Consider the following 19,720-nt stretch of genomic DNA (forward strand, 5'->3'; position numbering starts at 1 on the left):
TATAGTGGAAATCAGTTTGCCTCGCAAGTGTTCGATACAGCAGAGGTTGCTCAGAGAGTAATTGAGCCGCGATTGATGAAAAAAATAATGAGTGGCAAGTCTTCTGCGAACTCGGGTTGGCAAAAATGGGGGGATAATGACTATGTTGCTCCCCTGATTGAGTGGCCAAACGGGTTTGTAGCTGAAAAAGAGGTGAGAGAAGAGTTTTGTCAAGAAATTGGCATTGGTGAGACGAGTTATTTAAGTGATCAAAACTGGCAAAAAGACCGTGAAGGCGAGGATAGTCAAAAATGTGATGTTACTGATCCATCCTTTCTGTCGAATCTGATGGGCTTGACCAGCGGTTTTAGTCAACTGATAAATGGTGGATCAAAAATACAGCCACAAGTTGTTCATGGGGTCTGGCTTGATTCGGAAAAGAGGGTTCTTAGTGTAAATGTGAAAGAGCTAAAAAAAGGGGTTGGTGAACTCGCTGGAGAGAATATTAAAGCGCTCTTGAAAAGTTCGAACCCGCCAGGAACTCGGGAGTTGATCTTTGTTGAGGCCTTTAACTCGAGTGCTGAAATTGAGGAAGAGATCGATATTGACGGGGTCTCTTCTGCTCACGAAAATGATACGATCGCAAAGGAAGTATCTCCGGCTGAAAAGCGGGGCAATAGTATTCTTTTGGGCGGTACGCTAAAGGGAGAGCCGCAATTGACACTTGGTTTAATTGTTGAGGGAGCGCGGGTGAATACTGAGGAATCATCACCTTTTCGTAAATTTGCTTATGAAATCCTCGATAAGGGAAAGAAACTACTGGTCAAAAATATCAGGAACTCTGGTGGAACACCAAAGGCACTGACCTATCAAGAGGCCTTTGTCAAGTGGAGTAAGGGGCAAAAAAACACATCAACTTCAGGTGAGACTGCAACTCATGTTGAAAGTCAGGATGTGATGCCGGATATCCGAGGCTTAAGTCTGAGAAAAGCCTTTCAGGAGATTAACGGATTTGACCTGAACATATCAGTTCAGGGTGCCGGAAAAATAGTCCGGCAATCAATTAAGCCTGGATCAAAAATCACTAAAAATCAAAATCTAGTACTTGAGTTGAAATTTTAAAATGAAATCACTGATGGATATTCTTGCACACCTTGAAATAGCAGTTAGCACAAAGGATTATGACAAGATCGGTGTGCATGAAATTACCTCAGATTCGAGACAAGTAACCCCCGGTACACTATTTGTTGCGATCAATGGGGGCGCAGTTGATGGTCATGAGTTTATTGATCGAGCAATTTGTAACGGTTGTGTTGCCGTTGTGGCAGATAGACGGTGGGCGGCTGAAAATAGAACCAGCATAGAGGTACCACTCATAGGTGTTGAGGATACGAGGAAAGCGCTGGGTGATTTAGCTGTAGCCCTCTACGGAAATCCAGCCCAGGGAATGTCTCTTGTTGGTGTAACCGGTACGAACGGGAAGACGACGACTACCTATATTTTAGAGAATATTATAACATGCGCTGGGGGGAAACCAGGGGTCATTGGCACAATAAATTATCGTTTCGGTGGTAATGAGATAGCTGCAACACACACAACCCCCGAACCGGTTAATCTGCAAAAAACATTACGTTTGATGAAGGATAGTGGTGTGACTCATGTAGTCATGGAAGTGTCGTCTCATGCCTTGGAGCAGAAACGGCTGGAGGGCTTGAAGTTTGATGCTGCACTTTTTACCAACTTGACTCGCGATCATCTTGATTACCACGCTGACATGGAGTCGTATTATTCTGCTAAAAAAAAGCTTTTCACTGAGTACCTGAAAGATGGCGGGTTTGCCTGCCTTATTTTAGACGAAGATAGCAGCGCTGCTACCGGCAATGAAAACTGGGGAGAGCGTTTAGCCAAGGAGTTACAATGTTGCGCAGGTGCCAATGGGGATCAACCATTAATAAATGTTCAAACCTGCGGTAAAAACCAACAGGCCGATATCCATGTTGAACTCCAGAAATCAAGTTTCAGCGGGCTTTGCGGATCAATTTACGCCAAGACAAAACGCATCGACTTTACCTCGCAACTTGTTGGTGACTTTAACGCCAAAAACATTTTAGGCGCGGGGGCTGTCGCAATTAGCCTCGGCTTTGACCAAAAGGCAATTGGAGCAGGAATCAGTGGGGTCACTGTGGTTCCTGGAAGAATGGAAAGAGTCTGTTTCTCGCCGGGTCAAAACAACGTAGAGGCTTTAACGGTCTTTGTTGACTATGCCCATACGCCAGACGCCTTGGAAAATGTTCTTAACGCGGTTCAAATTATAAAGAAGGAGAGAATCTTTCTGGTCTTTGGTTGTGGTGGTGATAGAGATCAGGGCAAACGATTTCTGATGGGAGAGATTGCCGGTAGGTTGGCAGATGTTGTTGTAGTAACAACAGACAACTCGCGTACAGAAGAAGCTGACGAAATAATACGTGAGATTTGCCGGGGAGTTGAGTCTTCAAGTAAAATGCAAACCCATTATGATAAAAACGGAACAATCAAAAATGGGTACATTGCGGTTCGTGATCGAAGTGAAGCTATTCGAATTGCTATAAACTGTGCAGGAAAGGGAGATGTTATTCTGGTATGTGGTAAGGGACATGAAAACTACCAGATAACAAAAGAGGGAAAGGTGTTTTTCGATGATCGACAGGAAGTTCGTAGGTATTTAGCGAATGTCCACTAATGGTCAGCGTTACCGTGCAGGGTAATGCCAAGGGGGAAATATGGAAGCCGTAATGTCTTCAATGCAAAACAGATTTGCAGGGTCAACTACAATTGTTGAGGCAGGATTTGGGTACGGATTTGCAACAAAGGAAAACCCATCCTGGACATTAAATCAAATTCTTCTAGCAACCGGCGGCAGATTGGTTTCCGGTAGCGCCCACGCTGGTTTCCGTAGTATCTCTACCGATAGCAGGGCGATCAAGCCGGGTGATATGTTTTTGGCACTGGTTGGTGATAATTTCGACGGAACCGCTTTTGTTGGGCAGGCTATAAAAAAAGGTGCCGCCGGGGTGATAGTAACTAAATCGATTGAGAGTTACCTGCCAGTTCCTGTTGTGCAGGTTGAGAACACATTACTCGCATTAGGTGATTTGGCCCGGTATCGCAGGAACTTGCTGCGGGGCATAAAAGTGATTGCCTTAACCGGAAGCTCTGGGAAGACCACAGTCAAGGAGATGACTGCATCTATCTTGGAGAAACGCGGCAATGTCTTAAAGACGCAGGGCAATTTTAATAATTTAGTGGGCCTTCCGCTTTCTCTTCTTCCTGTTAATTATCGACATGAGTACGTTGTACTCGAAATGGGGATGAACAGGCCAGGTGAAATCGCACGGCTCGCAGAGATTGCCGATCCTGATATTGTCTGCATTAACAACGTGCAGGCAGCCCACCTGGAAGGTCTGGGCAGCATTGAAGGCGTGGCGGCAGCTAAAGGAGAGTTGTTTGAAAGCTGTCGCTCTTCAGCTGTACTGGTGATAAATCTCGAAGATCCGTTGGTACGGAAGCTGGCAAGGAAATGTAAAAATGAAAAGGTAACCTTTGGGCAGCAGTTGAAAGCTGATGTGCGCTCTACCCATTTTGTTGCCAAGGGCCAGGATGGTGTTGATTTTACGCTTCATATTGGCAATCAAAAGGCCAGAGTACATTTAAATGCAATGGGTGAACATAATGTTTTAAATAGTTTGGCGGCAGCGGCTATGGCTTACGCAGCAGGTGCAGAAATATCTGAAATAGTATCGGGGTTGGAATCGTTTACGTCACAATCAAACAGATTGGGGATTCAGGAGTTGTCCGGTGGCCTGACAGTCATAAACGACAGCTATAACGCCAACCCAGCGTCCATGCAAGCAGCATTAGCAACAGTACAAGGGATACGGAAAGGAAGTAAGACTGTTGCAGTTCTTGGAGACATGCTTGAATTGGGCGATTGCAGTGAACAGGAACATAGTCAAATCGGGGAACTGGCTGCATGGTCAGGGTTTGATTATCTTTTTGCTGTCGGTGCTTATGCTGAAACCATGGTCGTTGCCGCCAGAAGTGCTGGGATGAGTTTGGAAAGGGCACTGAAGTTTCAAACAAAAACAGATTTGGCCACTCATATTATCGAACTCCTAGAAAAGGATGCCCTTCGTAGTGGTGATATCGTTCTCGTGAAAGGCTCACGCGGAATGCATATGGAAGAGGTGATTAAAGAGCTGGAATGTCAAATTAAAGTTAACCGCTAAGGTACAATATGTTTTATCATTTTCTCTATCCACTCCATACTGTATTCAGCGGCTTTAATGTATTTCGTTATATTACTTTTCGCTGTGTAGGGGCAACAGTCACTGCATTTTTGATTGTCCTGCTGGTTGGGCCAACGTTTATTAAATATTTGAAAAAGTTGGAAATCGGGCAGGTTATTCGTGCTGATGGACCACAGAGTCACTTCTCCAAGCAAGGAGTGCCGACCATGGGAGGGGTGCTCATTATTTTTGCCTTGAGTATGACGACTCTGCTGTGGGTTGATTTAATGAACCCTCATGTCTGGATAATTCTCATTGTAACACTCTGGTTTGCCTTAATAGGTGGTTACGACGACTATCGAAAAATTAAAAAACAAAACAGCAAGGGGTTAAGCCCGAAGGAAAAGCTCCTGCTCCAGGGGGCTGGGGCATTAACCGCGTCGTGGTTTATCTTCAAGAACCCCGCTATAAATACAGAAATCGTGCTGCCGTTTTTTAAGAATTTCAGTCCTGATTTAGGTATGTTCTACATGGTTTTTGTGATCCTGGTTGTTGTGGGTGCCTCGAATGCAGTCAACCTGACTGATGGGCTTGACGGATTGGCTTCCGGGCCAACAGTCGTCACCAGTGCCGTGTACCTCGTTTTTTCGTATCTTGCCGGGCATGCAACCCTGGCATCGTATCTGCAAATTCCTTTTGTGTCGGGTGCCGGTGAAATCGCAATATTTTGTGGAGCTATGGTGGGTGCAAGTTTGGGCTTTTTATGGTTCAACACCTTTCCAGCTCAAATCTTTATGGGTGATACTGGCTCTTTGTCCCTGGGTGCAGCCTTAGGTTGTGTGGCAGTTATGACCAAGCAGGAGATTTTACTTGTGCTTGTTGGTGGTGTTTTTGTAATGGAGGCACTGTCCGTTATTTTGCAGGTTGGATTTTTTAAAATGAGCGGTGGAAAGCGAATTTTTTTGATGGCCCCATTTCACCATCATTATGAAAAGAAAGGATGGACAGAGCCAAAAGTTGTTGTCCGTTTTTGGATAGTTTCAATTATTCTTGGTTTATCAGCTCTCGCGACTTTAAAGCTTCGCTGATTTACGGTGGAAATTATGGCGGATTGTCTTTTGAAACCTGTTGCGCTTGGCGACACGGTACTGATCGTTGGTCTTGGCAAGTCCGGCCTGTCAGCTGTGCGTTTTTTTCTTAAACTGGGTGCGAAAGTTAAACTGTCAGATTCAAAACAAAATCCACCTCAGCACGTGGTTGACTGGCTCAACTCCATGAATATAGAGGTAGAGTTCGGTGGTCATAGTGAAAAGTTTTTCAGTGGCACTGATCTTGTGCTGTTAAGTCCCGGAGTTCCACATACTTTGCCGATTCTGGATTTTGTCCGCTCGCAAGGAACCCCCGTTTGTGGAGAATTAGCATTGGCTCCGCATTATTTGAAAACCCCGGTGATTGCAATAACCGGCACAAACGGAAAAACAACAACCACGACCTTGATCGGCGATATTGTCAAGGCAAGCGGCAAGAAGGTTTTTGTAGGCGGAAACATCGGTATCCCATTGACCGATTATCTGATAGGCGATCAAAGTGCAGATTGGCTTGTTCTGGAGGTAAGCAGTTTTCAGCTGGATACAGCGGGGAGTTTTCGACCTGATATCGGGCTCTTTTTAAATCTTACCCCGGATCACCTCGATCGATACGGCAGCGTAGAAGAGTATGCTCACGCTAAAATGAATCTTTTTGCTCACCAGGGCGTCAATGATGTTGTGATTTATAACTCGGACGATCCAGTTGTCTGTGCGTTGGTTCAGGATCAGCACATTTTTGTTGTTAACAATCCTAAAAGACGAACCCTTGCCTTTGGCCAGGGCCGATTAAATGGGGATGGCGCCTGGTATTGTGATACTGGTGTGGAATGTGCTGTTGGCGGAGTGAGGTGTGATTTTGATCTGTCCAGCACCGTATTTATGAACTTTCCCAATAAGGAAAATGCTGCAGCCGCCATTTTGTCATGCCTGGTCGCCGGATGTTCTGTTGAGGCTATAAACCATGGACTGAGAAAGTTTGTTGCCCTCGCGCATCGAATGACGCTGGTCAAAGAAGTTAACGGCGTACGCTATTATAATGATTCAAAGGCCACAAATATTGGTGCCTTGCAGGCAGCCCTCAAGGCTTTCTCAATGCCGGTTATCTTGATTGCCGGAGGGCGTGATAAGGGCGGAGATTTCAACCTGCTAAAAAAGGAAGTTTCCGAAAAAGTACGGTTGATGTTGCTTATTGGTGAGTCTAAGGCATTAATGGCAGAGACTTTCGAACAGGTTACCAAGGTTGAATGCTGTTCGTCACTTGTCGAGGCGGTGCATCGAGCCCACGAGTTGTCTGTTCCTGGAGATATTGTACTTTTTTCTCCTGCCTGTGCGAGCTTTGACATGTTTGACAGCTACGTACATCGCGGTGAAGTTTTCGAGAAAATTGTTTCAGAGCTTGTTGCTTAATTGGGCGGAAGGCAAAACTATGAAGACTTTAACGGTTGTCATTACAGGCGGAGGTACCGGAGGCCATATCTTTCCGGGAATTGCCATCGCTCAGGAGATGATCGCCAGAGACCATCAAACCCGTATAGTATTTATTGGTACCGAGCGCAGAATAGACAAACAGGCAATGGAAATGTATGGATTTGACACCAGAACGATACATTGCAAGCCTTTAAAAGGTTCCGGATTATGGGCAAAACTGAAATCTATCGGCCTTCTGCCTGTAAGTCTTCTGGAATCATTACTTGTATTGCGAAACATTAAACCTGATCTGGTTTTCGGGGTGGGTGGCTATGTAACAGGTCCAGTCCTTGTTGCGGCCCGATTATTGGGTGTACCAACCTGTATTCACGAGCAGAACTCCGTCCCAGGTATGGCAAACAGAAAGATTGGTGGAGTTGTAGATAGAATTTTTCTCTCATTACCGGGCAGTGAGCGGTTTTTTCCAGAAGAAAAATGTTTTTTGAGCGGAAACCCGATTCGGAAAGATATACTTGATATTTTGGCTGAAAAACAGAGTTCGAATGCCCCAACGTTAGTCGTTTTAGGAGGAAGTCAGGGGGCTCATAGTGTCAACCGGATTGTGCCGCCTGCTTTAGATTTGATTAAAACAAGATTGCCTGAAGGTTTTACTGTTATTCATCAAACCGGGGTTGCAGACGAGGAAGATGTGAGGCAAGAGTATGGTAGGATAGGAATTTCAGCCAGGGTTACAGCCTTTTTCAGTTCAATGAAAGAGGTTTATAGCGAGGCTACACTGGTGCTGTCCCGGGCCGGAGCTACAACATTAGCCGAGTTGACAGCGCTTCAGTTGCCGATGCTTTTGATCCCATTTCCATATGCGGCAGATAATCATCAACAAAAAAATGCCCAGATTCTTGTTGATAGCGGCGCTGCCAAGATGTTTCTGGAAGCTGATCTGACGCCGGAAATACTTAGTGTTGAGTTGCTGTCACTTCTACTTAGCGAGGAAGCACGGCACAAAATGGCAAAATCAAGTGGGGCGCTTGCAAGGCCACATGCTGCCCAGGCAATCGTTGATCAGGCCTTGACATTATTGAGGCAAAAAGAAGCATGATGGGTGTTGACTATTATAAGCTGTCGTTCAAAAATAACTGAGGGTTCACTGTTTCTGCAAGCACCAGTGCATCACAACGTAGACGTTCTGTGAAAAATGTATAAAAAAAATAAACATATTCATTTTGTCGGTATAGGCGGAATCGGCATGAGTGGTATTGCTGAGTTGCTGTTAAATCTTCACTACACTGTCAGCGGCTCTGATCTCAGGGAAAGTGATATAACGCGCAGATTGGCAAAACTTGGCGGCATCATCAATATCGGTCATCGCGGTGAGTGGGTGAAGGGTGCCGATGTTGTCGTCACCTCCACTGCGGTTCGCAAGAATAACCCGGAAATAGTTGCAGCCAATGAGGCCTTGATTCCAGTTATTCCAAGAGCGGAGATGCTGGCCGAATTGATGCGTTTAAAAAAGTATGGAATTGCCGTAGCCGGAAGCCATGGTAAAACCACTACGACATCGATGACAGGGTGGATGCTGGCTCAAGCTGGCTTAGACCCTACTGTGGTGATTGGCGGTCAGGTTGATAATTTCGGCAGCAACGCCAAGCTTGGTGATGGCGAGTTCTTAGTGGCTGAGGCCGACGAAAGTGATGGGTCGTTCTTGCATTTGTCTCCCGTAGTAGAGGTTGTGACCAATATTGACCTTGAGCATCTTGATTATTACAGCGGTATTGAAGAGATTAAGGCGGTGTTTTTGCAGTTCATCAATAAAATCCCTTTTTATGGTGCCGCCGTTATATGCCTGGACGATGCCAATATTGTCGAGTTGATGCCACAGATAAAAAAGCGTGTGATCACCTATGGTTTGACCGCCCAAGCTGATTTACATGCCAGGGGCATTGAAACTGAGGGCTTAACTTCACGGTTTGAAGTTTGTGGCAATAATAAGGTACTTGGTGAAATTAAAATTAATTTTGCAGGAACACATAACGTTTATAACGCACTGGCTGCAGTAGCTGTGGGTCTGGAACTTGATATCGACTTTGATGTAATTAAGAAAGGTTTGGAAAGTTTTACTGGTGTTCAGCGCCGATTACAGGTCAAGGGAGAGGTCAAAGGAGTTACGGTGGTGGATGATTACGGCCACCACCCGACTGAGATCAGGGCGACGTTGTCGGCAATGCGCTTAGCATGGCCGAAGAGGAGAATAGTCGTCTTGTTTCAGCCCCATCGATATACGCGCACCCAGGCATTATTTAAAGAGTTCTCAACCGCATTTCATGATGCTGATATGTTATTTATCGGTGACATCTATCCGGCCAGTGAAGATCCTATCGAGGGGGTAACCAGCCTGACTTTAATTGACAAAATCAAAGTCCATGGCCAAAAAAATGTTTATTACGTTACTGACCTCAATAAGGCTGTAGATCAGTTGCTGCCATACCTGGAAAGCGCTGACGTGTTCTTGACCCTTGGGGCGGGTAATGTGTGGCAGATTGGAGAACAGGTGCTGGATAACCTGAAGGATGCGAATCTGAAAAGTGAGAAGTTATAAGGAGACAATTAAAAACTGTTGGGACAACGATATCTGCTGGGACTGCCCACTGAGTGAGTATACAACTCTTAAAGTCGGAGGCCCTGCAGATGCCCTTATCAAGCCGGGATCTGCAAGGCAGTTGCAACAGTTAATCGAAAAACTTTCTTTAGAGGCGGTGCCATGGCAGATTCTGGGCCATGGAAGCAATGTTGTGGTGGCAGATGAAGGCGTTGACGGTGTGGTTATTCTACTTGGTCCGGAATTCGCTGCAATTTGGCAGGATGAAGAAGGAAGGGTTACTGTTGAAGCTGGTTGCAGTCTGGCAAAACTTGGTAAGTGGTGTGCGGATCGCTCTATGTCCGGTTTAGAATTTACGGCTGGGATTCCTGGTTCGGTCGGGGGGGCAGTTGTAATGAATGCTGGAGCGTGGGGGCATGAAATGAAAGATGTTCTGCACAGTCTTGAAGTGATGGGGGCCGACGGGCAGCTTACTGCGGAACTCCTATCTGCTGATGATTTTCAGTACAGAAAGTGGAACAAAAAAGCGGGCCGGGTCGTTGTCTCCGCCACACTTAATCTTTCGCACTGCCCAACGAAAGAGATCGCTGCTAAGAGTGGCGAGTATATTCGTCAGCGTAATGAAAAACAGCCCAAAGGGCTGGCGAGTGCCGGTTCGTTTTTTAAAAATATAAAGGGCATTCCAGCCGGCATGCTCATTGAGAAAGCAGGCCTGAAGGGATTAACCATTGGTGGTGCACAGGTTTCCAGAAAACATGCCAATTTTTTTGTTAATACCGGTAGTGCTAAGGCGGTAGATTTTGTTGATTTAATGACCGTCGTCCAGCAGAAAGTGGCTGATCTGTTTGCAGTTGAACTTGTGCCGGAGGTGAAATTTATTGGAAGGTGGTAATCGGTGGGCAAGCGAAGAGTAAAAGTAAGAGATAAGCACTCGACAGGAAACTGGCTGGCTCGGAGGTGGAGTTTAATGACTCCGGCTGCGAAAAAGAAAACCATCACCTTGTTTATAGCCGGTCTGTTCAGTCTTTGTGCTGTTCTGGTAGCTTCAGTTGTTGCTTTTAAATTTTTAGGAACTTCTGACTTTTTTCAAATAAGTTCGCTTAGGATTAATGGTAACCACGAAGTAAGAAAGGCTGAAATTGTTAAACTATCCGGTCTTGATATTTATTCAAATCTATTAACGGTTAAAACAGAACTCATAAGAAAAAATATTGAGTCGCATGCCTGGGTGGAGCGAGCAATTGTTAAGAAAAAATGGCCGAATGTGCTCACGGTAGATGTTCGTGAAAGAAAGCCGTTGGCAATTATCAATACTGATAAAGGAATATATTACATAGACAAAACTGCAGCTGTATTTACGAAAGTTGAGGGTGGTTTTGATCTTGACTACCCGGTTTTTAGCGGCATGGAAGATATGGTCAGGGTCTCAGCTGCTGGGGAGGTGGAGGTAGTTGACAGTCAAAAAATTAACGAGGCCTTAGGGCTCACTGGCTTTGCGAGCAGTGGCAGTTCTTCGTTTCCCAGGCAAAATATTTCACAAATTAATTATGACAAAGAAAATAAGCTGGTTTTGTTCCTCACTGACAGGCCTTTTCCGATTTTTTTAGGTGATGATGCCAGTAGACAAAAGTTCGAACGTTTAAAAAAAGTATTATACTGGCTCTATAAAAAAAAAGAGTTTGCCAATATTGATTATATCCGCTTGGATTACTTAGAAAATAAGGTTCTGGTTGGTAAAAATAATAGTTGAATTTGTAGAATAAAGTATTGAATCAAAAAGGTTTTTCATTTACTTTGTAGTTGGCGTAAACTTGAGGGTAGGCAAGCTGTACCCTGGTGATATCCGACTCCGAAAAGGCCGGATAAAGGTGAGGTAATGGGGCAAGATCAAACAGAGCTGATTGTCGGGTTGGACATTGGTACCACAAAAATTTGTGCGATAGTCGGCGAAGCTTCAGGCAACAAAGTTGATATCGTGGGTGTAGGGATACATCCATCAATCGGTCTCAGGAAAGGCGTTGTTGTTAATATTGAAAGTACAGTCAGATCAATTACCAAGGCTGTTGAAGAAGCTGAGATGATGGCTGGTTGTGAGATTACAACTGTATATGTCGGTATTGCTGGTAGTCATATTAAGGGTTTCAACAGTCATGGGCTTATAGCAATTCAGCACGATGAAATTTGCCGGAATGATATTGAAAGGGTGGTTGAGGCAGCCAGAGCTGTTCCAATACCACCCGATCAGAAAATTATCCATGTGCTGCCTCAGAATTTTACTGTCGATGACCACACTGGAATTCAAGACCCCAATGGCATGACCGGGGTCAGGTTGGAAGCAAATGTCCATATTGTGACTGGATCAGCAACGGCCATTCATAACATAGTAAAGTGCTGCAATCGGGCAGGCTTGGAAGTTGCCAGCGTAGTTTTGGAGCCCCTTGCTTCAGCTACTGCAGTTTTAACCAACGAGGAGATGGAGCTAGGTGTTGGGCTTCTTGATATCGGCGGTGGAACATCTGATCTGGCGATCTTTTCAGAGGGCGCCATTAAACATACCTATGTTCTGGGGCTGGGCGGTCAAAATCTGACTAATGATCTGTCTATAGGGCTTCGTACCCCCATGAAGGAAGCTGAACAACTCAAAGAAATATATGGCTGCGCACTGTCATCGATGATTGATAAAGATCAGTCTATTGAGGTGCCCAGTGTGGGAGGGCGTACCCCACGAAAGCTTTCCCGCAAGGTTATGGGGGAAATTCTTGAGCCGCGAATTGAAGAGATGCTGAGTCTGGTCAACAGAGAGATGAATATGATAGCTCAGAATGAAACGCGTTATAAGGATTATGCCACCTCGGGCCTTGTTCTTACCGGTGGCACTGCTTTGTTAGAGAATATTCAGGAGCTGGCCGAGCAGATATTTGATCTGCCGGTGAGGATAGGTGTACCTTTCGGTATTGGTGGAGTGACAGATATAGTAAAAACACCACAATGTGCTACCGGAGTGGGGTTGGTTAAGTATGGTATTGGCAAAAAAGATGAGTTTGCCCAGAGAAGAAAAAATAAAAAAATGATGGGTAAATTTAGTAGCCAAATCAAAGGTATTTTCGGTAAGATGTTCTAACCTGAACTAGAGTAATTTTGAGTGGAAAATGAAAGTTAAATTTCGAAATATAAGCGGGCACAATTTGACAGACAAAAGGTTTGCCAGGACGAGTCTGGTCCTGATCTGGGCAATTGCCATGGAGGGGATTTATGACTTTTGAATTTGTTGAAGTTGATACTCGAGCCAAAATAAAGGTAATCGGTGTCGGTGGCGGCGGCGGTAACGCCGTTAATACGATGCTGGAAAGCAAAATAGCTGGGGTTGAGTTTATAGCGGGAAATACCGACCTGCAGGCTTTAGAGGTATCAAAAGCAGATATTCGTATTCAGCTCGGCCCCAAAAAGGCAAAGGGGCTAGGGGCTGGTGCTAATCCAGACCTTGGCTGCGACTCGGCGGAAGAGAGTATCCAGGAAATTCGTGAGGCTTTGGCTGGTGCTGATATGGTTTTTGTCACCGCAGGTCTTGGTGGTGGAACCGGAACAGGTGCGGCACCTGTAGTCGCAAGGGTAAGCCGAGAGCTTGGCGCCCTGACCGTTGGAGTTGTGACCAAACCATTCATGTTTGAAGGAAGGGCTCGCGCTAGAAATGCCGAAAAAGGTTGGCAGAAGCTTAAAGAGCATGTCGATACAATTATTACCATACCCAATGACCGGCTTCTCGCTCTTACCGATAAGAACACCACCTTTCTTAGCGGAATGAAAATGGCAGATGATGTTCTGGTTCAGGCCGTAAAAGGTATAACCGACTTGATTAATTTGCGTGGTTATATCAATCCGGATTTTGCTGATGTGCGTGCAATAATGAACGAGATGGGTCCTGCATTGATGGGTGCTGGCGAGGGCATCGGAGAAAATCGGGCGACGGCAGCGGTTAATATGGCCATTGCCAGTCCATTGTTGCAGGATATCAGTATTGATGGCGCTAGAGGCGTTCTGGTTAATATCTCCGCACGGGAAGACTCTTTGACTATGGCAGAGGTAACTGAAGCGACCACCAGGATTTATGAGGAAGTTCATGATGATGCCAATATTATTCTTGGTGTTATATTTGATGAATCACTCGGTGAGGCGATGAGGGTAACCGTTATTGCTACGGGAATTCAAGCTGCTGAAACCCTCGATTCGTTGTCGGCCCCAAGATTGAAAGCGATGAAACCGCTTAACGAGAATGTCGGCAGTACTGCCAAGCCTCAGCCATTACCACTTCACGGTGAGCAGTCTGAGCCTGAGCGACAGGATGGAATCGAATATGGTTCAGGTCAGATGCGGAGAAAAGTGCTCCATTCAAACTTTAGGCACCAACAGAACATTTTTGATGATGAGGATGAACTGGATCGACCCACATTTATTCGACGCAATGAGAACTAATTTTTTGTGCTACGGCAGATAGTGAGTGCTCATATAATAAAGATACCTGTGTTTTGTAAGTAACCTCAGATACCCCATGGTGACTTTTACTAGTGGCTCTAGTGTAGTTTGTCAAAGTTGGTTCTATGCGCGATAGCCGCCGGAACCAGCAATCACCATCGACTCTTTTTGACACAGAAACAGGCAGTTTTAAGAAAAAGTGGAAGGATAAACTGCCTGTTGCTCTCGTATTTCCAAACTCCTATTATGTCGGGATGTCAAACCTCGGCTTTCAGATTGTTTATTCACTGCTTAACTCTGAAGAGTATATTGTCTGCGAGCGAGTTTTTTTTGAGCCCGGTGTGACGCCTCATTCTATTGAGTCCAATCGACCGCTTAAGGATTTTTCGGTCATTATGTTCTCTGTTAGCTTCGAGCAGGACTTTCCCAATGTGGTTGGCTTGCTCAGTGCCGGTGGTATAGAGCCTTTTGCGTCAAAACGGCCTAATAAAATTGGGCCAGGAAGTCCCTTGGTAGTTGGTGGCGGTGTTGCGACGTTTATTAATCCGGAGCCACTTACCCCCTTTTTTGACTTTCTTGTAATCGGAGAGTATGAAGCAATCTCCAGTGATTTGGCGATCTATCTCCAACGGTTCTGTTCATCAGCTGACAAGGTGCCGCTCTTGGCTGAACTGTCACACTCCTTGCCCGGCGTCTACGTGCCATCACTGTATACTCCAAGATATAAGGAGTCCGGGCAGATAGATACTGTGACAGTTTGCGGCTCAGCGCCTGTTCGCATTCAAAAAATTCAATGTCCTGAAAAGGATATCAGTGGCCACTCCATCGTACTAACCCCTGAAACTGAGTTTAGTAAAATACATCTTGTTGAACTTGGCAGGGGCTGTAGCCGAGGCTGTAGGTTTTGCGCGGCGGGATACGTCTATAGGCGCCCCAGAATATGGAAATCCGATGCAGTTATCGAAGCTGTCAAAGCTCGTCCTGACGAAGCTGGGCGAGTCGGGTTGCTGGGAATGGAGATGGCAAGTCCGGATGATGTGCGTCATATAGCGCAATACCTGCTCAACGAAAATTGCAGTTTATCTTTTTCTTCTCTTCGGGCAGATATGATTTCTGGATCGCTGCTTGAGCTCTTAACTGAAAGTAAGCTTAAAACTGCAGTTATTGCTCCTGACGGTGGCAGTGAAAGAGTTCGCAGGGTAATTAACAAAGGTATTACCAGAGAGGACTGTCTGTCGGCTGCTTGTTCACTCGTTGAAACTGGAATATCGACACTTAAGATGTATTTTATGATCGGTTTACCAACGGAAAAAGATGCGGATCTGGTTGAGCTTGTAAACTTGGTCAGAGAGGTTCAGGAAGAGATAAATGTGATAGGACGGAGGAAAGGCCGGCTGTCGCAAATTCATCTCAGCATTAATTGCTTTGTGCCTAAAGCGTGGACTCCGTTTCAGTTTCATGCCTTTGAAGATGTGGTCAATCTTAAGGATAAAATAAAGTTTTTGCGAAAAGAGTTCAGCAAATTTCATAACCTTAAGATATCTGTCGATCATCCTGATAACGCCTATTTTCAAGCTGTTTTCGCACGGGCTGATAGAAGGGCTGGTGCCCTGTTGCCGGAAATATCTCAGCACCCCAAGGGGTGGAAAAAAATATTTAAAAAAAATGGCCTGGACCCAAGTTTTTATGCGATGCGCAAACGAGACTTCTCAGAGGTTTTTCCTTGGGATATAATTGATCATGGGATACAACGAAACTATCTTTGGAAGGAGTACCAATTAGCTTTGGACGGGAACTCCTCTGCTACCTGCGGCTCCGGCCTGGCGACAGGTAAATGCCGAAAGTGCGGAGTCTGTAAATGACTGAACTCAAAAACAGTACAGCTGAATCTGATTCGTCAAATAAACCTTTTGATTTACTGAAATACTTTTCTTTTTCAGCCTTAGTCTTGTTCATGGTCTCCACGATAACTCTCGTCTGGTTTATCTCCGATCATACTAAGGAAATGCTTCTTGAGCGAAGTGAGGCATATGCCCTGGTTCTTGCCGAGAACCTTAATCACCAGGTTTTTCAACAGTTCGTTCTGCCAACTATTATCCGCTATGGAAAAATTGGGCTTCGCAATGAGGATCAGTTCTTACGCCTAGACACAATTGTTAAAAACGTTACCCATGGTCTGAACTTTCAGTCGGTGTCAATCTTTGACCGTGAGGAAGGCATTGTTTCATATAGTACGAATCTAGATAAGGTTGGCAAAAAGGATCTTGTAACGAATGAATATCACAAAGCTCTGGCTGGAGAAAACAATTCAACGTTACTTGTTGAAGGTTCTCTGTTTAGTCTTTTGCCGGGCAGAAAGGGCATCGTTTGTAAACTTAAAACCTATATTCCTCTTCGTCAGGAAGAGCGATTGAACCAGAATACCGGCCCTATTATGGGTGTTTTTGAAATTGTCCAGGATCTTTCTGGCGATCTGGAGGCAATTGTCAGTCTCCAGGGCGTGATTATTGGTGGTTCTGTTCTTGTTATGTCTGCCCTTTTTGCAGTGCTGTGGCTAATTGTTGCACGCGGGGAACGGATAATTGATCAGCGTGCTGAGGAGCGAAGGCGGCTCGAAGAAAAGCTTAATCATGCTCAACGACTGGCGGGGCTCGGTAAGATGGTGGCCTCTGTGTCACATGAGATTAAAAACCCCCTGGGGATTGTGCGGAGTACTGCGGAAGTTCTCAGGAACAGACTGAAAAAATTGGCCCCTGGCAATGATCATCTTGCGACAATTATTATTGATGAAACGACGAGGTTGGACGGAATTGTTCGTGAGTTTCTTGATTTTGCTCGCCCACAAAAGCTGAACCTTGAGTATGCCTTTATAAGTGACGTGATACGCAAGGCTATTGGCTTTATGGGGCCAGAATTCGATAAGGGTCATATAGTCGTACGAGACACTGTTGACACAACCGCGCCACAAATTCGAATAGATTCAAACTTTTTATACCAGGCATTTTTAAACCTCTTGGTTAATGCAATACAAGCAATGCCCAAAGGCGGCACGTTAAGCGTTACGACTTATGAAAATAGTAAAAAGAAAACGCAGTGTGTTGTGATTTCTGATACCGGTATTGGTATGTCTGACGAAGTTTGTGGGCAAATATTTAATCCTTTTTTTACCCAGAAAAATCGGGGTACCGGCTTGGGGCTGGCGATCGTAAAAAACATAGTTGAAGCCCATGATGGTGCGATTTCTGCTGAAAGCATCGAAGGCGAGGGAACGAGCTTTTTGATTGAGCTGCCGCTGCTGGGCCATTCAGACGTATAGTTATCAGTGGATTTTGTTGTGGAGAGTCATGTAGAGGACAAATTGGTCGGTTCGCACGAAGAAGGAGTCGAAGTCCCCTACGAGCAGCTCGAACCGGAGACCTTGCAGAATTTGGTCGAGGAGTTTGTCACAAGAGACGGAAACGATTGGGGCGATGTCGACGGTGCGCTGGAGAGTAGTGTTGCTCAGGTCATGCAGCAACTGCGAGACCGGAAGGCAAAGGTCGTGTTTGACCTGAAGTCGGAAACGGCGAATATTGTTATCTGCCGCTGAATCCCGGCTGGGCCTTTTATGGCCGTGATCACACGACAAACAATTCATAAATGATGGTAGACGAGGAGCTTGGTGAGATTATCGCTTGCCATGAACAATCTATCAACAAAAGGAAAGGAGCGAGAGATGGGAGACAAAGGCGGCAAGAAAGGTAAAGCTAAGGAACAGAAGCAGAGTGCTGCGAAACATGACCAACAGGTCAAAAAAGCAAAAGATAAGCAACCGCAAAAGAAACAGTAGCAACTTCAGGGGAACCTGGGATTTTTTGTAAATCTGTTTTTAATTAGGGACACTTCCCGTATTACCAAGAAATACGGGAAGTGTCCCTACTATGCCTTATGCGTTTTCTTTCTCTACTTTTTCTATAGTTGCACTTAACTTTTGATATACACCGAGTGCCACAATTAAAATAGCTGATACCACAATGAGTAAAGCCGGATACAGCAAAAGGGTAAGATCTTTCGTTCCTGCTTTAAACACATAAACCAATCCTTCAATGCTAACTGCAATAGCAATGATTACAATTATTTTTGTAATTGTCCTTCTTGCTTCTTCAGGATCACGAAGCTCTTTATTCATAAATACTTCTTCTTCCATCATATACTGTGCAACATCAATAATGGCTGCAGATATGATTATTGCACCTACAGACTGAAGTATTAATGGAATAAAATCAGTTTTTTCCCCAATGCTGGAAATGACCTCACAAACAGACCATCCCATAATTATTAGGGATAGTGCTATTAGAATTAAAGCCGCTAACAGATGAACTCCAGAGAATATAATAGTAAATATTTTTTTCATGATTTGACCTTATAAATTATCAACTAATGAGGCCCTGTCTGACATTGATGTAATACGCATAACGTCTTGGTCAGTGGCGCGCCCGGTGCTTGCCCGTCTAGGCCACCCGACCTCTTCGCGTCCACTGTACTAAATTGTGTACGCCCGACATGGGCATAAACTAATGAGGTGAAAGTCCTCTGTAGGAAGATCACGGTCATAGTTGTTACTGAATTCTCGGGCAATATGACCATAACTACTAGCAAATGGCAAGGGCTTTACCGTGAGGTATGGTCTGGAGGAAGCCGCTAGCAGGTAAGCGTAGACTCCGAATTTGCGAGCTGATGAACAAGAACATCATATGAGGCGTAGGCTGAAGGCTAGTTGGCTCAAGACAACGAAGCCATGTGATCTAACGGCCACCGTAAATGATGCAGCAGTGCTAAGAAAGTTTATGTCCTTATTCGGGGAAGCATTATTAGGGTCAGTGTCAGACTAAATGTTTAATTTTACTCTGACCCTATTTAATTTTATTTAATTTGAAATGTTTAATTTTGCTCTGACCCTATTTAATTAATTTAATTATTGCTATTTAATTGACCCTATTTAATTATCATTTTGCTCTGACCCTATTTAATTCTCTGACCCTATTTAATTCTCTATTTAATTCTATTTAATTTTTTGACCCTATTTAATTACCCTATTTAATTACCCTATTTAATTTGCTATTTAATTTGTTGTAATGACATGATGGAGATCTTGAACATTTTTTGCATAAGCATATCAGTTCAGTCAACGATTCAAAACGATTATAAGCCGCTGCGCTTCCTGTTCCAGTTTTTCCGTAAGCTGATTTACGGCTTCTGTATCGCCCTGTTTTCCGGCTGTTTCGATTTCAAAAGCCGTATCTTTCAGTCTGCCTGCGGAAATATTGGCTGCCATGCCTTTGATGCTGTGAGCATGCAGCCTGATTGCTTCGTCATTATTTTCCCTAACCGCGGTTTTCAATCTTTCGATCTCCTGCAAAACCTGTTCGGGGAACAAATCCAATAATATCTTTACCATCGTTTTATTTCCGCTCACGCGTTTCATAAAATCCGCCCGGTCAAACACTTCCCGATTCTCATGATCATTACACAGGCAGGATTCGCTATCCAGATTTGTTTCAACAGATTCAGACGATTCAAACCGGCAGCGGATGGCGGTATATAACATATCGGGGTCAATCGGCTTGGTGAGATAGTCATTCATTCCGGCTTCGATAAAACGCTCACGGCTTCCTTTCAGGGCATGGGCGGTCATGGCGAAAATCGGGACATTCCGGTTTTCCGATTTCGAATTCCGGATGATCTTCGTTGCTTCCAGACCACCCATTTCGGGCATTTCAATGTCCATCAGAATCAGGTCATACCGCGTTGATTTGAGGATTTCCACCGCTTCTTTCCCGTTGTTCGCAATATCCGCTGTCTGACCGAATCTTTTCAGAACCGCCAGCGCAACCTGCTGATTGAACTCGTTGTCTTCG

The 19,720-nt window shown here is 44.9% G+C and carries 17 protein-coding genes; 15 read left to right on the forward strand and 2 right to left on the reverse strand.

Features of this window, described 5'->3' with window-relative positions:
• Positions 1–75: 75 nt before the first annotated feature.
• From HQK80_09785 to HQK80_09855, 15 genes are all read left to right on the forward strand, one after another.
• A complete protein-coding gene (locus HQK80_09785; GenBank protein MBF0222499.1) occupies positions 76–1,101 on the forward strand; it encodes a PASTA domain-containing protein in 1,026 nt (341 codons plus the stop codon).
• A gap of 1 nt (position 1,102) precedes the next feature.
• A complete protein-coding gene (locus tag HQK80_09790) occupies positions 1,103–2,698 on the forward strand; it encodes a UDP-N-acetylmuramoyl-L-alanyl-D-glutamate--2,6-diaminopimelate ligase (protein MBF0222500.1) in 1,596 nt (531 codons plus the stop codon).
• Positions 2,699–2,750: 52 nt separating this feature from the next.
• The gene (locus HQK80_09795) at positions 2,751–4,244 is read left to right on the forward strand and encodes a UDP-N-acetylmuramoyl-tripeptide--D-alanyl-D-alanine ligase (GenBank protein ID MBF0222501.1); all 1,494 of its coding nucleotides are present in this window, start codon (positions 2,751–2,753) and stop codon (positions 4,242–4,244) included.
• Positions 4,245–4,252: 8 nt separating this feature from the next.
• Positions 4,253–5,332, forward strand: a complete 1,080-nt coding sequence (locus tag HQK80_09800) for a phospho-N-acetylmuramoyl-pentapeptide-transferase (GenBank protein ID MBF0222502.1) — start codon at positions 4,253–4,255, stop codon at positions 5,330–5,332.
• A 15-nt stretch (positions 5,333–5,347) separates the two neighbouring features.
• Positions 5,348–6,739 (forward strand): UDP-N-acetylmuramoyl-L-alanine--D-glutamate ligase, encoded by a 1,392-nt coding sequence (gene murD, locus HQK80_09805; GenBank protein ID MBF0222503.1) that lies wholly within the window; start codon positions 5,348–5,350, stop codon positions 6,737–6,739.
• A 19-nt stretch (positions 6,740–6,758) separates the two neighbouring features.
• The gene (gene murG / locus HQK80_09810; GenBank protein MBF0222504.1) at positions 6,759–7,856 is read left to right on the forward strand and encodes an undecaprenyldiphospho-muramoylpentapeptide beta-N-acetylglucosaminyltransferase; all 1,098 of its coding nucleotides are present in this window, start codon (positions 6,759–6,761) and stop codon (positions 7,854–7,856) included.
• 96 nt (positions 7,857–7,952) lie between these two features.
• Entirely contained in the window at positions 7,953–9,353 is a 1,401-nt protein-coding gene (locus HQK80_09815) for a UDP-N-acetylmuramate--L-alanine ligase (protein MBF0222505.1), read from the forward strand.
• Positions 9,340–10,245 carry a UDP-N-acetylmuramate dehydrogenase gene (murB, locus tag HQK80_09820; protein ID MBF0222506.1) on the forward strand — a complete coding sequence of 302 codons (906 nt, stop codon included), beginning with the start codon at positions 9,340–9,342 and terminating at the stop codon, positions 10,243–10,245. The genes HQK80_09815 and murB overlap by 14 nt, the downstream gene beginning before the upstream one ends.
• Positions 10,246–10,248: 3 nt before the next feature.
• A complete protein-coding gene (locus tag HQK80_09825) occupies positions 10,249–11,103 on the forward strand; it encodes an FtsQ-type POTRA domain-containing protein (GenBank protein MBF0222507.1) in 855 nt (284 codons plus the stop codon).
• A gap of 126 nt (positions 11,104–11,229) precedes the next feature.
• Complete coding sequence (gene ftsA, locus HQK80_09830; GenBank protein ID MBF0222508.1) at positions 11,230–12,474, forward strand: cell division protein FtsA; 1,245 nt, start codon at positions 11,230–11,232, stop codon at positions 12,472–12,474.
• A 131-nt stretch (positions 12,475–12,605) separates the two neighbouring features.
• Positions 12,606–13,823 carry a cell division protein FtsZ gene (gene ftsZ / locus HQK80_09835; protein MBF0222509.1) on the forward strand — a complete coding sequence of 406 codons (1,218 nt, stop codon included), beginning with the start codon at positions 12,606–12,608 and terminating at the stop codon, positions 13,821–13,823.
• A 125-nt stretch (positions 13,824–13,948) separates the two neighbouring features.
• A complete protein-coding gene (locus HQK80_09840; GenBank protein ID MBF0222510.1) occupies positions 13,949–15,685 on the forward strand; it encodes a radical SAM protein in 1,737 nt (578 codons plus the stop codon).
• Positions 15,682–17,139 carry a two-component sensor histidine kinase gene (locus tag HQK80_09845; GenBank protein MBF0222511.1) on the forward strand — a complete coding sequence of 486 codons (1,458 nt, stop codon included), beginning with the start codon at positions 15,682–15,684 and terminating at the stop codon, positions 17,137–17,139. Before HQK80_09840 ends, HQK80_09845 begins: the two co-directional genes overlap by 4 nt.
• Before the next feature lie 42 nt (positions 17,140–17,181).
• On the forward strand, positions 17,182–17,412 hold the full coding sequence (locus HQK80_09850) for a YheU family protein (protein MBF0222512.1): 231 nt from the start codon (positions 17,182–17,184) through the stop codon (positions 17,410–17,412).
• 72 nt (positions 17,413–17,484) lie between these two features.
• The gene (locus tag HQK80_09855; GenBank protein MBF0222513.1) at positions 17,485–17,652 is read left to right on the forward strand and encodes a hypothetical protein; all 168 of its coding nucleotides are present in this window, start codon (positions 17,485–17,487) and stop codon (positions 17,650–17,652) included.
• Positions 17,653–17,748: 96 nt separating this feature from the next.
• On the opposite strand, the gene HQK80_09860 is transcribed toward HQK80_09855, so the two are convergent.
• Both HQK80_09860 and HQK80_09865 read right to left on the reverse strand, forming a co-directional pair.
• Entirely contained in the window at positions 17,749–18,216 is a 468-nt protein-coding gene (locus HQK80_09860) for a hypothetical protein (GenBank protein ID MBF0222514.1), read from the reverse strand.
• A 771-nt stretch (positions 18,217–18,987) separates the two neighbouring features.
• Positions 18,988–19,720 (reverse strand): response regulator (locus tag HQK80_09865; protein ID MBF0222515.1); only part of this gene is annotated, 733 nt, incomplete at its 5' end.

The sequence above is a fragment of the Desulfobulbaceae bacterium genome, from assembly GCA_015231515.1.
GTDB lineage: Bacteria > Desulfobacterota > Desulfobulbia > Desulfobulbales > VMSU01 > JADGBM01.

Bases quoted from the DNA above. Each gene is read 5' to 3' on its own strand.
- HQK80_09785 (MBF0222499.1), top strand. From the start codon at position 76: ATGAAAAAAATAATGAGTGGCAAGTCTTCTGCGAACTCGGGTTGGCAA.
- HQK80_09790 (MBF0222500.1), top strand. From the start codon at position 1,103: ATGAAATCACTGATGGATATTCTTGCACACCTTGAAATAGCAGTTAGC.
- HQK80_09795 (MBF0222501.1), top strand. From the start codon at position 2,751: ATGTCTTCAATGCAAAACAGATTTGCAGGGTCAACTACAATTGTTGAG.
- HQK80_09800 (MBF0222502.1), top strand. From the start codon at position 4,253: ATGTTTTATCATTTTCTCTATCCACTCCATACTGTATTCAGCGGCTTT.
- murD (MBF0222503.1), top strand. From the start codon at position 5,348: ATGGCGGATTGTCTTTTGAAACCTGTTGCGCTTGGCGACACGGTACTG.
- murG (MBF0222504.1), top strand. From the start codon at position 6,759: ATGAAGACTTTAACGGTTGTCATTACAGGCGGAGGTACCGGAGGCCAT.
- HQK80_09815 (MBF0222505.1), top strand. From the start codon at position 7,953: ATGTATAAAAAAAATAAACATATTCATTTTGTCGGTATAGGCGGAATC.
- ftsA (MBF0222508.1), top strand. From the start codon at position 11,230: ATGGGGCAAGATCAAACAGAGCTGATTGTCGGGTTGGACATTGGTACC.
- ftsZ (MBF0222509.1), top strand. From the start codon at position 12,606: ATGACTTTTGAATTTGTTGAAGTTGATACTCGAGCCAAAATAAAGGTA.
- HQK80_09840 (MBF0222510.1), top strand. From the start codon at position 13,949: ATGCGCGATAGCCGCCGGAACCAGCAATCACCATCGACTCTTTTTGAC.
- HQK80_09845 (MBF0222511.1), top strand. From the start codon at position 15,682: ATGACTGAACTCAAAAACAGTACAGCTGAATCTGATTCGTCAAATAAA.
- HQK80_09860 (MBF0222514.1), bottom strand. From the start codon at position 18,216: ATGAAAAAAATATTTACTATTATATTCTCTGGAGTTCATCTGTTAGCG.